Raw genomic sequence first — 14,454 nt, forward strand, 5'->3', positions numbered from 1 at the left:
GGAGACAAGGTCATGGCAGAATCCGTAAGCCTTCCGGCGCTCGGTGAGAGTGTCACCGAGGGCACGGTCACCCGTTGGCTGAAAAACGTTGGAGACCGGGTCGAGGTCGACGAGCCGTTGCTCGAGGTTTCAACCGACAAGGTTGACACCGAGATCCCGTCCCCCGTCGCCGGGGTGATCGAAGAGATTCTCGTCCAGGAGGATGAGACGGTCGAGGTCGGCACGGCACTCGTGAAGATCGGCGACGGCTCATCGTCCGGCGGTGACGCTCCCGCTGAGGAGCCCGCTGCTGAGGAGCCCGCCGCTGAAGCACCCGCGGAAGAGGCACCCGCTGCTGAAGAGCCGGCTGGCGAAGAGCCTGCCGCCGAAGCGCAGGAAGAAGCAGCTGACACCGTCAAGCCGTCTACCGAGGTTTCGGAGGAAGCAGAAGCTCCCGCTGCTTCGGACTCGACGCCTGACGCCGCTCCTCCCGCTCCGGCAGCGCCCGAGCCTGCTCCTGCTGCCGAGGCACCTGCTGCTCCCGCACCGGCCGCGTCAGCACCCGCTGCTCCCGCACCGGCAGCTCCGGCGCCCGCTGCTCCTGCTCCGGCCGCAGAGGAAGCTCCGTCCGGATCCGCTCTCGGCGGCAACGGGTACGTCACTCCGCTCGTTCGCCGTCTCGCGAACCAGCAGGGTGTCGACCTCTCCACCATCACCGGAACCGGTGTCGGCGGTCGCATCCGCAAGGAAGACGTCCTGCAGGCCGGCCAGTCGGCATCCGCTTCGAGCGCTCCGGCCAAGGCCGCTCCGCTCGAGGTTTCGCCGCTGCGTGGAACCACCCAGCCGATGTCACGTCTGCGCAAGGTTGTCGCTGAACGTGCCGTCATCTCGATGCAGTCGTCGGCTCAGCTGACCAGTGTCGTCGAGGTTGACGTGACCAACATCGCGACCCTGCGTGACCGGGTCAAGAACGACTTCCAGTCGAAGACCGGAAACAAGCTGTCGTTCCTGCCGTTCTTTGCGCTTGCGTCGGCCGAGGCTCTCAAGGCCTACCCCGTCGTCAACGCGACGATCGACGGTGACTCGATCGTCTACCCGGACCACGAGAACATGAGCATCGCGGTCGACACCGAGCGTGGCCTCTTGACTCCCGTCGTCCGCAACGCGAGCGACCTCAACCTGGCCGAGCTGGCCGCGCAGATCGCCGACCTCGCCGAGCGCACCCGCGACAACAAGCTCAAGCCAGACGAGCTCTCCGGCGGAACATTCACGCTGACCAACACCGGTTCGCGTGGCGCCCTGTTCGACACCCCGGTCGTCTTCCTCCCGCAGGTCGCGATCCTCGGAACGGGAATCGTCACGAAGCGCCCGGTCGTCGTCAAGGCTGCCGGCCAGGAAGCCATCGCGATCCGTTCGATGGTGTACCTCGCGCTCTCGTACGACCACCGCATCGTTGACGGGGCTGACGCCTCGCGCTTCCTCGTCGCGGTGAAGAACCGTCTGGAAGAGGGCAACTTCGAGGCCGACCTCGGAATCTAGTCCGGCTCGAACACATCACGCAGACGCCAGCCGGTGTCCGTTCTCACAGCGAGGACGAGCACCGGCTGGCGTTTCTCGTCGTCTCCGAGCACACGGAGAAGTACCGCATCCCCATAGGTCTGCAGCTGCTCGACCCGCTCCCGGGCGTCAGTGGCAATGAGTAGGCCGTCGTCGCCTCCCTCGATGGCATGATGCGAATCCGCGTCTGCGAGGGCGGATCCGACTTCGGCGTAGCTCGAGACGCATCCGGTCGATCCACTGCTGAGGCAGTCCCTACGACGAGCCAGCAGAGCGGTGGTCGCGGCAATAACGTCGTCACTGACCAACGCAATGTCGTCGGTGTTCCGGGGAGCGGATGCCTCGGACGCGGACGGCGCGGGCGTTGAGCCCGTGGGCAGCACGTGTCTCGGCGCAGGCGCGGCAGGGCTCGCCTCTGGCACGACGGCGAGCCCGGTCACGAGCGTGCCGATCAGCACGACGATTCCGGCGCAGACGGCGAGAGCCCGGCCCCCGATGGCCCTCGCTGCCCATCCTCCGATTCCCGAACGAAGCACGGCGGCCATGATCCGGGCGATTCCGGGCAGGGCGCCCACCGCCCGTCGTGCAGAAGTGACGGAGAACGTTCGACGCGGGTCGGCATCGATAGCCGGTGGTGATTTCCGATCCACTCCGAGAACAACGGGCAGTCCGTGCGCGAGCGCGAAGAACCTGCACTCGAGCTGGCCCGGCAAACCAGGATGCACGGTGTCATCGGAAAGACACTCACGAAGCCATGAGCCCACAGCGTCGAGACCCTCTCGCGCCGGTTCGTCAACGGTTTCGGCGACGAGCGCGATGAGCGAGGCGAGTGCGCGGTATCCGGCGGTCACGTCGGCGGCCGTTCCGCCATCGCCGTCACGCAGGAACTCGAGACCACCGAGAACGGGGCGCCCCTCCGGACTGAAGAGAACGGTGGAGGCGGAGAGCCTGTCATGCGCGAAACCCGCTTGGTGCAGTGCCGAGAGTCCGCTGACCACTGGAGCGAGGATGGTGACCGCTTCCCCGGCCGCCAGCCGGGTGCGGGCCGACAGCAGCGCCGCCAGCGTCCACTCGGTTCGTTCACAGACCAGCACGATGCACCCGTCCTCATCGGTTGCAACATCGTGCAGCGCGAGGACGTAAGGGGATCGAACGAGCGCGTGTGCGCGCAGCCGACGCCCCACGGCATCCGTCTCACCATGCAGCGAGAGCGATACCGTCTCGGTTCCATCAATTGGCATGGCGAGCCACCCGGCGGCACCGGCGTCCAGCGATACGCGGCGAATCAGCCGATAACCCGCGACGACCGCGCCGGGAGAGAGAGCGTGTCCGATCGCGGGTGCATGCGGGTCTGTCATGGGAAGAGGCTGCGCGATCTCGGGGCCGACAGGCGATCAACGGCCCTCGTCGGGGAGGGAGCGAGCACCCCAACGTGATGTGAGGGAATGGCCGTTAGCAGAGCAGGTAATCGGCGCAGCCGGGTGCCCGTGATGACGGTATCCTTGGAACCATGGCACGCAAAGAAAAGCCCGCTAAGGCGGCGAAAGAACCCGGCCGCATGAAGCAAATGGGGCAGGTCTTCAAAATGACCCGCCGCTACGACAAGAGCGTCGTCTGGTGGATGCTTCTCGGATTCTTCGGCAGCGTCGGGATCGGCGTTGCCGCAGCCCTGATCTTCTCGCCGGGAAGCATTTTTGCTCTCGTCCTGTGGATCATCTCTGGCGTGCTTGGTGGTGTGCTCGCGGCGATGATCATTCTCGGGCGCCGTGCCGAGCGTGCCGCATACGGTCAGATCGCCGGTCAGCCCGGCGCCGTCGGCGCCGTGTTCCGCAGCTCACTCCCCCGCGGGTGGCAGGGCAGCGAGATGCCGATCAATGCCAACGCAAAGACACAGGATGCCGTGTACCGCGCCGTCGGGCGCGGAGGAGTCGTCCTCGTCGGTGAAGGTCCGCAATCACGCGCCAGACGCCTCGTCGAGGACGAGAAGCGCAAGATCAACCGAGTCGTGCCCAACGTTCCCGTCACGGTGTTCTTCGTCGGACCGGACGAGGATTCGGTTCCGCTTTACAAACTGACCAAGTCGTTCAAGTCCGTCAAGAAGACGCTGACCAAGCCCGAGGCCCTCGCGGTCGTCAACCGCCTGGCATCGCTCAGCGCCGGCTCGCTTCCGATCCCCAAGGGCGTCGACCCGTTCAAGGTACGGCCGCAGCGCGCCCGCTGATACCCCGAGCCACAGAAAACCCGCGGTGACGAAAGTCACCGCGGGTTTTTTCTTGCCGGTGACGGATGCGCCGTTGCGCTGAGCGGTCAGGCCCGGATGAGAACGGTACCGGCCAGCTTGTCGTGGAAGCCGCGCTGGTCCGAGTCCCAGATGATTGCGGGAAGGACGAGGGTGAGCAGGAGCGCGCGGACGACCGGTCGCCACAGCCCGACATATCCGCCGGCAAGTGGCACGACGCGGAGGCCGAGAAGTCGGTGACCGACACTGCCGCCAGCGGTCGCGACGAAGAGAATCTGCAGCACGGCGAAAGCGACGCTGTTGGACCAGCCGTTGCCGACGGAGAGCGTTGCGGGGAAGAACACCCACACGATGAGAAGGGCCGACGTCCAGTCGATGGCGAGGGCAGCTAGCCGGCGACCGGCGCGCGCGACGCTCCGCGGACCGTGTTCGGGGAGGCCGAGGCGCTCCCCCGGATACTCGCTCGGGGTGACTCCGCCGGATCCGGCGGCGGACTTCGGAACACTCGACACACACCGATCTTACGCGGCGCCCGACGTGTAACATGCCAGAAACATGGGTGTGACCGCGGGGTAACTCCCTGTGCATACTCTCACTACAGGTTGCATGGTGCATCCTTCTCGGTACCAACACTAAAAATTTGGAGTTCTCCATATGTTCAGCGATTCATCCGAGGTGCTTAAGTACATCAAGGACAATGACGTCAAGTTCGTCGACGTCCGGTTCACCGACCTTCCCGGTGTCCAGCAGCACTTCAACATCCCCGCTTCGACCGTCGATGAGGAGTTCTTCACCGTCGGCCAGCTGTTCGACGGCTCGTCGATCCGGGGCTTCGCGAACATTCACGAATCCGACATGCAGCTCATTCCCGATGTAACCACCGCGTACATCGACCCGTTCCGCAAGGAACTCACTCTCATCATCATCTTCGACATCTACAACCCGCGGAACGGCGAGATCTACGCGAAAGACCCCCGCCAGGTCGCCAAGAAGGCCGAAAAGTACCTGGCATCGACCGGTATCGCCGACACGGCGTTCTTCGCCCCCGAAGCAGAGTTCTACATCTTCGACGACGTCCGCTACGAGGTCAACCAGCACTCAAGCTTCTACTCAGTCGACTCAAGTGAAGGTGCCTGGAACTCCGGCAGGGACGAGAAGGTCAACGGCGTCGGCGGTAACCTCGCCAACAAGACCCCGTACAAGGGCGGCTACTTCCCGGTCAGCCCCGTCGACCAGCACGCAGACCTGCGCGATGACATCTGCCTCAAGCTGACCGGCGCAGGCCTGATCCTCGAGCGCAGCCACCACGAGGTCGGCACCGCAGGCCAGGGTGAGATCAACTACCGCTTCGACACGATGACGCACTCGGCTGACGACATCCTGAAGTTCAAGTACATCGTCAAGAACACCGCTCACCAGTGGAACAAGACGGCGACCTTCATGCCGAAGCCGCTGTTCGGTGACAACGGATCCGGAATGCACGTCCACCAGTCGCTCTGGAACGGTGGAGAACCGCTGTTCTACGACGAGGCAGGCTACGGCGGACTCTCCGACGTCGCTCGCTGGTACATCGGTGGGCTGCTCAAGCACGCTCCGGCCGTGCTCGCGTTCACCAACCCGACGGTCAACAGCTACCACCGCCTCGTGCCGGGCTTCGAAGCACCGGTCAACCTGGTCTACTCGGCCGGTAACCGCTCGGCATCCATCCGGATCCCGATCACGGGAACGAACCCGAAGGCCAAGCGCATCGAGTTCCGTGCGCCTGACGCCTCGGGCAACCCGTACCTCGCCTTCGCCGCACAGCTCATGGCCGGCCTCGATGGAATCAAGAACCGCATTGAGCCCCACGAGCCCGTCGACAAGGACCTCTACGAGCTCCCGCCGGAAGAAGCGAAGAGCATCCCGCAGGTTCCGTCAACGCTCGAGGGGGCCCTCCAGGCGCTCGAAGCCGACCACGAATTCCTCCTGCAGGGCAACGTGTTCACACGCGACCTCATCGAGACCTGGATCGACTACAAGCGCGAGCACGAGATCAAGCCTCTCGCGCAGCGTCCGCACCCGTTCGAATTCGAGCTCTACTACGGCGTGTAACCGCGACGACAGTCGAGAGCCCGCTCCCCGTTTCGAACGGGGGCGGGCTCTTCTGCGTGTGCGGTGGATGCCCGCGTCAGCGCGCCGTCGGCTCCGGCCTCTGCGGAGCACCGTAGAACTCCTTCTCGAACACGCTGCGCGCACGCCGCGTGACCTGGAGATAGTCCTGCTCCAGCTGAGCCGCTGATCCCGGCGGGTACTCGAGGACGCGCGCGATGCCGTCGAGTTGCATCCGGTCACTGGGGAGAACATCCGTCGTCTTGTTGAGCCAGAGCGTCATCGCGGAGCGGAGGCGCGAGGAGAAGATCCATGCGGCTCGAAGCCGGTCGGCCGTCTCCTTGCCCACGAGATCGTTCTCGGCGGCGACGGCGAGGGCATCGAGCGTACTCGTGATCCTCAACCCGGGAATGGCGGCTCCGTGCTGCAATTGCAGCAGCTGGACGAACCACTCCACGTCACTGAGCGACCCACGGCCGAGCTTCACGTGCCGGGTGGGGTCTGCTCCCTGAGGGAGCCGTTCGTTCTCGACACGGGCCTTGATCCGCCGCACTTCACGCACGGCGTTCTCGGTGATGTCGGCGGGATAACGGATGCTGTCCGCGAGCTCCTCGAAGTCCCGCTGGAGGCTGTCGTCCCCGGCAACACCTCGAGCACGCAGCAGCGCCTGTGCTTCCCACGTGAGCGACCAGCGGGCGTAATACGCTCGGTAGGACTCGAGGGAGCGCGCGACGGGGCCGTTCTTGCCCTCTGGGCGCAGGTTCACATCGAGATCGAGCGGCAGACGGGCGTCCTCGCTCAGTCGGTTGAGCTCGGAGATGATTCGGTTCGCGGCGAGGTGAGTCTGCTCGTTCGGAAGAGTCGTCGTCCGGTAGACGTACATGACGTCTGCGTCCGAGCCGAAGCCGAGTTCCGCTCCCCCGTACCTGCCCATCCCAATGACCGCGAACTCGAGGGAGTCCGTTCCGAGGCCGTCGCCGCGCCGGACGGTGCGCAACAGTCCGTCGATCGTGGCCGTCGTGACATCCGTCAGGCCCTGTGCGAGGTCGCTGAGCGGCAGCGGACCCGCTACTGACCCCAGCGCCAGGCGAAGGATCTCCCGACGCCGCAGGCGGCGGATGGCGGTTGCAGCGGGCGCGTCCGTGTCGTGCCGGCGCAGGATGGCCGAGATCTCCTCGGAGAGTGCGTCGAGCGACCGGGGGCGCAGTTCGGAGTTCTGCTCGAGCCAGGCGACGGCTTCGGGGATTTGGTCGAGCAGTTCACCAATGTACCGAGAGCCACTGAGCACACGGGTCAGTTTCTCCGCGACGCTCGACGAATCGCGGAGCATGCGGAGGAACCAGTGGGTCGTGCCCAGGGACTCGCTGAGGCGGCGGAACGCGAGCAGGCCGTAATCCGGGTCTGCCCCTTCGCCGAGCCAGCGCAGCATCACCGGAAGGAGGTTGCGCTGGATGATCGCTCGCCTGCTCATCCCGGACGTGAGCGCTGCGATGTGCTTGAGCGCACCCTGGGGATCGAGGAATCCGATCGCGGCGAGGCGGGCGCCGGCCTGCTCGGGGCTGAGGAGGACCTCTTCTTCGGGCAGCGACGCAACTGCGGAGAGCAGGGGGCGGTAGAACAGCCGCTCATGGAGCCCACGAACCTCGTGTTTGGTTCGCTCCCAGAGGGTGACGAGCGCGTCCCCGGTAGTGGCAAAGGTGGACGCCCGGGCGAGAACACGCAGCGCGTCAGCGTCACGAGGCATGAGGTGGGTACGGCGAAGACGGTGCAGCTGGAGCCGGTGCTCGAGAACGCGCAGGAGCCGGTAGTCCGCGGCGAACTCCGCTGCCTCTTCGCGGCCGATGAAACCGTGCTCCGACAGTGCGTTGAGCGCCGCGATGGTACCGCGTTCCCTCACTCCGGGTTCGGCTGAGCCGTGGACGAGCTGCAACAACTGCACGGTGAATTCGACGTCGCGCAGACCGCCGGGCCCGAGTTTCAGCTGGTAGTGCACTTCTTCTGCCGGGATGTTCTCGGTGACTCTCTCGCGCATCCGCTGCACGGAACCGACGAAGTTCTCGCGACCGGCACTCGACCACACGAGAGGTGAAATCGCGTCGACGTAGCGTTGCCCCAGCTCGGCGTCGCCAGCGAAAGCCCGAGCCTTCAGCAGCGCCTGGAACTCCCAGCTCTTCGCCCAGCGTTCGTAATAGGCGAGGTGGGAGTCGAGGGTGCGAACGAGCGCCCCCTGTTTGCCCTCCGGGCGCAGGTTCGGGTCGACCTCCCACAGTTCCGGCTCGATGTCTGGCTGGCTGATGCCGCGCATGCACAGCATGGCGATCCGCGTTGCCACGTCGACGGCGCGTGCATTGCTGAGGCCGTGCTCCTCGTTTCCTTCGGCCACGAAAATGACATCGACATCGCTTACATAGTTGAGCTCCCCTGCACCGGCCTTGCCCATCCCGATCACCGCGAAGCGGGTCCGGCGGACCTCGTCCTCCTCGAACCGCATCGGGCCGGTCGCCGCAGTTGTCAGTTGCGTGCGGGCGACCGCGATGGATGCCTCGAGAGCCGCAGCGGCGGCATCCGACAGTGCAACGGCGACAGCGTCGAAAACATCGCGCGGGTCCTCGGCGGCGAGGTCGTGGGCGGCGATCCGGGCAAGCCAGCGGCGATAGCGGACACGCAGGCGGGTGTACCCCTCGTCTTCACCGACAACAGCGAATCCGTCGACGGCGCCGACGGATTCGAGGAGGCTGTCGACCAGTGCGCCCCGGTCTGGAAGCGTGCCGTCCCAGCCTGTGACCGCCGCGATCTCCTCCGGGTGACGCTGGAAGAAATCGGCGAGGCCAGCGGATGCCCCGAGGATGCGGATCAGGGGATCGCGATGCGCGGGGTCCGCGAGAGCCGCCGTGACGGCATCCGGGTGCGACCGGGCGAGACCGAGAAGGCCGGAGAGCGCCTCGTCGGGATCAGCCGCTCGCGCGAACCCGGGCAGAAGTTCGTCGAGGTCGATCGGAACAGCGGCGACGAGTTCGTCGAGCTGCGACCGAACCCCGCTCAGCGCGGCGAAACCGAGCCGAGCGAGTTCGGTGAGAGTGGCCTGGTCCCGTCGCATCCGGCGGAGCTTCTAGAGAATCTCGATGTTCTTCGAGAGCTCGAACGGGGTGACCTGGGCGCGGTAGTCCTGCCACTCCTGCCGTTTGTTGAGCAGAACGTAGTTGAACACCTGCTCCCCCAGCGTCTCCGCGACGAGTTCGGACTCTTCCATCAGCTGGATGGCGTGGTCGAGGCTCGCGGGAAGCGCAGCATAGCCGAGGGCGCGCCGCTCGGCGTCGCTGAGGCTCCACACGTTGTCCTCGGCCTCCGGAGGAAGCTCATAGCCTTCTTCGATGCCCTTGAGGCCGGCTGCGAGCAGCAGGGAGTAGGCGAGGTACGGGTTCGCCGCTGAGTCCAGGGCACGGTACTCGACCCGGGCGCTCCCGCCCTTGTTGGGCTTGTACAGCGGAACACGCACCAGGGCAGACCGGTTGTTGTGGCCCCAGGTCACGAAGCTCGGTGCCTCGGCGAGACCGTTGTTGCCGACGGTGCCCCACAGCCGCTTGTAGGAGTTGACGAACTGGTTCGTCACAGCCGTGATCTCCGGTGCGTGCTTGAGCAGACCGGCGATGAACTGGCGTCCGATCTTCGACAACTGGTATTTGGCGCCAGCCTCGTAGAACGCGTTGTTGTCGCCCTCGAACAGCGACATGTGGGTGTGCATGCCCGAGCCCGGCTTGTCGGAGAGCGGCTTCGGCATGAACGTGGCGTACACGCCCTGCTCGATCGCAACTTCCTTGATCACGGTGCGGAAGGTCATGATGTTGTCCGCCGTGGTCAGGGCGTCCGCGTACCGGAGGTCGATCTCGTTCTGTCCGGGACCGGCCTCGTGGTGGCTGAATTCGACCGAGATCCCGAGGTCCTCCAGCATCCGTACCGACCGGCGGCGGAAGTCGTGGGCCGTGCCGCCGGGGACGTTGTCGAAGTAGCCGGCGGAGTCGACAGGGATGGGACCTTCCGGTCCGATCTGTGCTGACTTCAGCAGGTAGAACTCGATTTCGGGGTGCGTGTAGAAGGTGAAGCCGCGGTCGGCGGCCTTCGCGAGGGTGCGCTTCATCACGTTGCGCGGGTCGGATAGCGCGGGCAGGCCGTCTGGTGTCGTGATGTCGCAGAACATGCGGGCGGTGGGGTCTATCTCGCCCCGCCACGGCAGCAACTGGAAGGTCGTCGGGTCAGGAACGGCGAGCAGGTCGGACTCGTACGACCTCGAGAGGCCCTCGATGGCTGAGCCATCGAAACCGAGGCCCTCCGCGAATGCGCCCTCGACCTCGGCCGGGGCGATCGCCACAGACTTGAGGGTGCCGACGACGTCGGTGAACCAGAGCCGGACGAACTTGACTCCCCGCTCCTCGATCGTGCGAAGAACGAAGTCCCGTTGCTTATCCATCTGATCCCCTCGAAGTGTCCGGCGGCGGCTGCGTTCATAGGCTATCCGGTATGGGCTGCCCGGTGTGCAGGGCGGGCAGTCGGTGGGCGCTCGCTCGCTAGACTGGCGCCATGTCTGAGCCAATGAAGCCCGCGCCCGTCCCCGCTGCAACGCCCAGCCCTGCTCGTGTCCGTACCCGCCACTTCCAGCGGGCGAAGGAACAGGGCATCAAGATCACCGGCCTGACGAGCTACGACATGCTCACCGCCCGCATCTTCGACGAAGCCGGGATCGACTTCCTGCTCGTCGGTGACTCCGCCGGGAACACCGTCCTCGGTTTCGACACGACCCTCCCGGTCACCGTCGACGAACTCATTCCGCTGACCCGCGCGGTCGCCGGAGCCGCGAAGCGCGCCTTCGTCATCGCGGACATGCCCTTCGGCTCCTACGAAAACGGGCCCGAGGACGCGCTCAAGACGGCCTTCCGGTTCATGAAAGAGACCGGCAGCCAGGCCGTGAAGCTCGAGGGCGGCGAACGCAGCCACGAGCAGATCCGTCGCATCGTCTCCGCCGGCATCCCGGTCATGGGCCACATCGGCTTCACCCCACAAAGCGAACATGGGCTCGGCGGACACCTCATTCAGGGCAGGGGTGCCGCTCTCGAACAGCTCCTGCGCGACGCGCGCGCCGTTCAGGATGCCGGCGCTTTCGCCGTTGTGCTCGAGATGGTGCCAGCAGACGCAGCGGAGAAGGTCACCGCTGAACTCGACATCCCTACGATTGGCGTCGGCGCTGGGCCCCACGTCTCCGGTCAGCTGCTCGTCTGGACCGACTTCGCCGGACTCACCACGGGAAGGATCCCGTCATTCGTCAAGAAGTACGCCGACCTGCGTGGAGCACTGACGGATGCCGTCTCGACGTTCCGCACGGAGGTCGCCGATGGCGTGTACCCCGGTGAGGAACACAGCTACAGCTAGCGGTCCTCTGCTGCTTCTTCTTCGTCCCACGCGGCGCTGCGCGCACGCATCCGCTCGAGAGCATGAGCGGCTTCCTCCGCGGTGTCGAACGGGCCGGCGCGGTCGACGACAGGAGATTCGAACCCCTGCTCGACCTTGCCGGTCTTGAGGTTGTACCAATACTTCTTCGATGGTTCCTCGGGCATGAGTTCCCCCTTCGCTGGATGGCTAAGCTTGATCCTATGCCCAAGGACCCCAACGGCCATCTGATTCCCGGTACGCCATCCGACCTGCGAAACGTGCCCGCTGGCATCCCGCGTCCCGAGTATGTCGGCAAGGCGGCACCGCGCCCGTTCACCGGCTCGGACGTGTATCCGCCTGAGGCGGTCGAGCGGATTCGGCTGGCAGGAAGGATTGCCGCGGATGCCATCGCTCTCGTCGGCGAGAACGTCCGCCCGGGTGTGACGACCGACGAGCTGGACGCCATCGGTCACCGTTACCTCATCGAGAACGGCGCGTACCCGTCGACCCTGGGCTACCGCGGGTTCGCCAAGTCGATCTGCAGTTCGGTGAACGAGGTCGTCTGCCACGGGATCCCCGATGACACCGTCCTCGACGACGGTGACATCGTCAACATCGACATCACCGCCTTCGTCGACGGTGTGCACGGCGACAGCAACCGGACCTTTATGGCGGGGAAGCCCTCCGAAGATGTACGCCTGCTCGTCGAGCGTACCGAGGAGTCCCTGCGCCGCGGCATCAAGGCCGTCGCTCCCGGCCGCCAGGTCAACGTGATCGGCCGCGCGATCGAGTCGTACGCGAAGCGCTTCGGTTACGGCGTGGTTCGGGACTTCACCGGACACGGCGTCGGAGAAGCGTTCCACTCCGGGCTGATCATCCCCCACTACGACTCCGCACCCCAGTACGACACCGTGATGGAAGTCGGGATGGTCTTCACCATCGAGCCCATGCTCACCCTCGGCACCCACGAGTGGGACATGTGGCCGGACGACTGGACCGTGACGACGAAAGACAAGAGCATCACCGCGCAATTCGAGCACACCCTCGTCGTGACCGAACGTGGCGCAGACATCCTCACCCTTCCGACGGGAGCATCGGTATGAGCGGCACAGCGGTCGGCATCGACATCGGCGGAACGGGCATCAAGGGCGCGGTCGTCGACTTAGCAACCGGCGAACTGCTCAGCGACCGGATCAAGATCCCGACGCCGAAGGGCGGCACGCCGGACGGCATCCTCGAGACGACCGTCGAACTTGTGACCCAGCTCCGGGGACTCGAACCGGATGCCCCGGTTGGCGTCTGCTTCCCCGCCGTCGTCAAGCACGGGGTCACCCTCTCAGCGGCGAACATCTCCAAGAAGTGGATCGGCCTCGAAGCAGAGAAGCTGTTTGAGCAGGCGCTCGGCCGCGACATCACGTTCGTCAACGATGCGGATGCCGCCGGTTACGCCGAAGCGTCGTTCGGCGCCGCGCGCGGGGTCGACGGTGTCGCGATGATGACGACGCTCGGCACCGGGATCGGTACCGCGATCCTGCACAACGGAACGCTTGTCCCCAACGCCGAGTTCGGTCATCTCGAGATCGGTGGGCGCGACATCGAAACCGTCGCGTCAAACTCGGCGCGGGAACGCGAGGACCTCAGCTGGGAGGAGTGGGCCAAGCGGCTGCAGACCTTCTACCGGGCGCTCGAGGCCTACCTTTCCCCCGACCTGTTCATCGTCGGCGGAGGCGTGTCGAAGCAGCACGCGAAGTTCCTGCCGTTGCTCGACCTGTCGACGCCGATCGTGCCGGCCGTGCACCGCAATAATGCAGGCATTCTCGGTGCCGCTGCGCTTGCCGTTCGCACGATTCCGCCGCTCAGTTGACGTGTACTGGCGGCGCGGCCCGAACACTGACGGTCTAGGTGACGGCTGCGCGGGCCCTGAGTGCGGGTGTATCCCACGCCTCGGTGTCGAGCACGTCGCGCAGGATCTCGACCGCGTCCCAGACGTCGGTGTAGCCGAGGTAGAGCGGTGTGATGCCGAAACGCAGGACCTCGGGCTCGCGAAAGTCACCGATCACGCCGCGGGCGATGAGCGCCTGCATGACCGCGTAGCCCTCCGGATGGCGGAAGCTGACGTGGCTGCCCCGCGAGGCCGGGTCGCGTGGCGTGATCAGCGTGAGCGGATGCCGTGAGCAGCGTTCCTCGACGAGGGCGATGAACAGGTCGCTCAGCTCGAGCGACTTGCGCCGGATATCGGCGGGGTTCGCCCGCAACGCGATGTCGAGACCGCATTCGACGAGCGAGAGCGACACCACCGGTTGCGTGCCACACAGGAAACGCTGGATGCCGGCATGCGGTTCGTACGACGATTCCATGGCGAATGGCCGGGCGTGACCCCACCAGCCGGACAGTGGCTGCCTGAAGTCGTCATGGTGGCGAGCGTGGACCCAGAGGAAGGCCGGAGCGCCGGGCCCTCCGTTGAGGTATTTATAGGTGCAGCCGACCGCAAAGTCGGCGTCGGCACCGACGAGGTCCACCGGCACGGCTCCGGCCGAGTGGGCGAGATCCCAGATGACGAGGGCGCCGGCATCGTGGATGTCGCGTGTGGACGCGCCGAGGTCGAACATCGCGCCGGTGCGGTAGTTCACGTGCGAGAGCAGGACCACGGCGACATCCGGGGTGAGCGATTCCGCCAGGCCGCCGGGGCTGTCGATCAGGCGCAGTTCGTAGCCGCGGTCGATGAACTCGATGAGTCCCTCGGCGATGTAGAGGTCGGTCGGAAAGTTGTCCCGTTCCGAAAGGATGACGCGCCGAACTGGGTCACGCTTCTCCGCGATACCGAGAGCGGCGGCGAGCGTCTTGAAGATGTTGAGGGTGGTGGTGTCGGTGACGACCGCCTCACCGTCGCCTCCCCCGATGAGTCGCGACACCTTGTTTCCCAGGCGGGAGGGCAGCGAAAACCAGTCCGCGTCGTTCCAGCTCCGGATCAGCCCGGAGCCCCACTCGTCAGCGACCACCGTCGTCGCACGCTCGAGGGCTCCGACCGGGCGGGGGCCGAGGGAGTTGCCGTCGAGATAGAGGACACCGTCGGGGAGGAGGAACTCGTTCCGAAACGCAGCCAACGGATCAGTGCGGTCAGCGGCGAGGCAGGATTCGCGGTTCATATGGCATCCGTCGTTCTCAGTGGG

At 65.7% G+C, this 14,454-nt stretch carries 12 protein-coding genes; 6 read left to right on the forward strand and 6 right to left on the reverse strand.

Annotated elements, in window-relative coordinates:
- Window positions 1-12: 12 nt before the first annotated feature.
- Complete coding sequence (gene sucB / locus ACWA1Q_RS07535) at window positions 13-1,518, forward strand: 2-oxoglutarate dehydrogenase, E2 component, dihydrolipoamide succinyltransferase (RefSeq protein WP_463756347.1); 1,506 nt, start codon at window positions 13-15, stop codon at window positions 1,516-1,518.
- Here the strand turns inward: sucB and ACWA1Q_RS07540 are convergent.
- Window positions 1,515-2,894 carry a protein kinase family protein gene (locus ACWA1Q_RS07540; RefSeq protein WP_463756348.1) on the reverse strand — a complete coding sequence of 460 codons (1,380 nt, stop codon included), beginning with the start codon at window positions 2,892-2,894 and terminating at the stop codon, window positions 1,515-1,517. The two genes, sucB and ACWA1Q_RS07540, sit on opposite strands and share 4 nt — an antisense overlap.
- A 152-nt stretch (window positions 2,895-3,046) precedes the next feature.
- Here ACWA1Q_RS07540 and ACWA1Q_RS07545 point away from each other — a divergent pair, with 152 nt between their 5' ends.
- The gene (locus ACWA1Q_RS07545) at window positions 3,047-3,757 is read left to right on the forward strand and encodes a DUF4191 domain-containing protein (protein ID WP_463756350.1); all 711 of its coding nucleotides are present in this window, start codon (window positions 3,047-3,049) and stop codon (window positions 3,755-3,757) included.
- An 86-nt stretch (window positions 3,758-3,843) separates the two neighbouring features.
- On the opposite strand, the gene ACWA1Q_RS07550 is transcribed toward ACWA1Q_RS07545, so the two are convergent.
- Window positions 3,844-4,287, reverse strand: coding sequence for an RDD family protein (locus ACWA1Q_RS07550; RefSeq protein ID WP_463756351.1), 444 nt, complete (start codon window positions 4,285-4,287; stop codon window positions 3,844-3,846).
- 142 nt (window positions 4,288-4,429) lie between these two features.
- On the opposite strand from ACWA1Q_RS07550, the gene glnA reads away from it, so the two are divergent.
- Window positions 4,430-5,866 (forward strand): type I glutamate--ammonia ligase, encoded by a 1,437-nt coding sequence (gene glnA, locus ACWA1Q_RS07555; RefSeq protein WP_463756353.1) that lies wholly within the window; start codon window positions 4,430-4,432, stop codon window positions 5,864-5,866.
- Between the two features lie 76 nt (window positions 5,867-5,942).
- Here the strand turns inward: glnA and ACWA1Q_RS07560 are convergent, their stop codons facing one another.
- Both ACWA1Q_RS07560 and ACWA1Q_RS07565 read right to left on the reverse strand, forming a co-directional pair.
- Window positions 5,943-8,960: a bifunctional [glutamine synthetase] adenylyltransferase/[glutamine synthetase]-adenylyl-L-tyrosine phosphorylase gene (locus tag ACWA1Q_RS07560; RefSeq protein ID WP_463756355.1), complete on the reverse strand. Its 3,018-nt coding sequence runs from the start codon at window positions 8,958-8,960 to the stop codon at window positions 5,943-5,945.
- 12 nt (window positions 8,961-8,972) lie between these two features.
- Window positions 8,973-10,328: a glutamine synthetase family protein gene (locus ACWA1Q_RS07565; protein WP_463756357.1), complete on the reverse strand. Its 1,356-nt coding sequence runs from the start codon at window positions 10,326-10,328 to the stop codon at window positions 8,973-8,975.
- Window positions 10,329-10,438: 110 nt separating this feature from the next.
- On the opposite strand from ACWA1Q_RS07565, the gene panB reads away from it, so the two are divergent.
- A complete protein-coding gene (gene panB, locus ACWA1Q_RS07570; RefSeq protein ID WP_463756359.1) occupies window positions 10,439-11,284 on the forward strand; it encodes a 3-methyl-2-oxobutanoate hydroxymethyltransferase in 846 nt (281 codons plus the stop codon).
- On the opposite strand, the gene ACWA1Q_RS07575 is transcribed toward panB, so the two are convergent.
- The gene (locus ACWA1Q_RS07575; RefSeq protein ID WP_463756361.1) at window positions 11,281-11,469 is read right to left on the reverse strand and encodes an SPOR domain-containing protein; all 189 of its coding nucleotides are present in this window, start codon (window positions 11,467-11,469) and stop codon (window positions 11,281-11,283) included. The two genes, panB and ACWA1Q_RS07575, sit on opposite strands and share 4 nt — an antisense overlap.
- Before the next feature lie 36 nt (window positions 11,470-11,505).
- On the opposite strand from ACWA1Q_RS07575, the gene map reads away from it, so the two are divergent.
- On the forward strand, window positions 11,506-12,387 hold the full coding sequence (gene map / locus ACWA1Q_RS07580) for a type I methionyl aminopeptidase (RefSeq protein WP_463756363.1): 882 nt from the start codon (window positions 11,506-11,508) through the stop codon (window positions 12,385-12,387).
- The gene (gene ppgK / locus ACWA1Q_RS07585; protein WP_463756365.1) at window positions 12,384-13,148 is read left to right on the forward strand and encodes a polyphosphate--glucose phosphotransferase; all 765 of its coding nucleotides are present in this window, start codon (window positions 12,384-12,386) and stop codon (window positions 13,146-13,148) included. Before map ends, ppgK begins: the two co-directional genes overlap by 4 nt.
- 34 nt (window positions 13,149-13,182) lie before the next feature.
- Here ppgK and kynU read toward each other — a convergent pair whose 3' ends face one another.
- Entirely contained in the window at window positions 13,183-14,430 is a 1,248-nt protein-coding gene (gene kynU, locus ACWA1Q_RS07590) for a kynureninase (RefSeq protein WP_463756367.1), read from the reverse strand.
- Window positions 14,431-14,454: the final 24 nt, after the last annotated feature.

The organism is Mycetocola sp. TRD_SC_2 (assembly GCF_055361225.1).

What these genes read in the sequence shown, in the direction of transcription:
- ACWA1Q_RS07560 (WP_463756355.1), bottom strand. Translation starts at nt 8,960, where the DNA reads ATGCGACGGGACCAGGCCACTCTCACCGAACTCGCTCGGCTCGGTTTC.
- kynU (WP_463756367.1), bottom strand. Translation starts at nt 14,430, where the DNA reads ATGAACCGCGAATCCTGCCTCGCCGCTGACCGCACTGATCCGTTGGCT.
- glnA (WP_463756353.1), top strand. Translation starts at nt 4,430, where the DNA reads ATGTTCAGCGATTCATCCGAGGTGCTTAAGTACATCAAGGACAATGAC.
- ACWA1Q_RS07540 (WP_463756348.1), bottom strand. Translation starts at nt 2,894, where the DNA reads ATGACAGACCCGCATGCACCCGCGATCGGACACGCTCTCTCTCCCGGC.
- ACWA1Q_RS07545 (WP_463756350.1), top strand. Translation starts at nt 3,047, where the DNA reads ATGGCACGCAAAGAAAAGCCCGCTAAGGCGGCGAAAGAACCCGGCCGC.
- ACWA1Q_RS07565 (WP_463756357.1), bottom strand. Translation starts at nt 10,328, where the DNA reads ATGGATAAGCAACGGGACTTCGTTCTTCGCACGATCGAGGAGCGGGGA.
- ppgK (WP_463756365.1), top strand. Translation starts at nt 12,384, where the DNA reads ATGAGCGGCACAGCGGTCGGCATCGACATCGGCGGAACGGGCATCAAG.
- ACWA1Q_RS07575 (WP_463756361.1), bottom strand. Translation starts at nt 11,469, where the DNA reads ATGCCCGAGGAACCATCGAAGAAGTATTGGTACAACCTCAAGACCGGC.
- map (WP_463756363.1), top strand. Translation starts at nt 11,506, where the DNA reads ATGCCCAAGGACCCCAACGGCCATCTGATTCCCGGTACGCCATCCGAC.
- sucB (WP_463756347.1), top strand. Translation starts at nt 13, where the DNA reads ATGGCAGAATCCGTAAGCCTTCCGGCGCTCGGTGAGAGTGTCACCGAG.
- panB (WP_463756359.1), top strand. Translation starts at nt 10,439, where the DNA reads ATGTCTGAGCCAATGAAGCCCGCGCCCGTCCCCGCTGCAACGCCCAGC.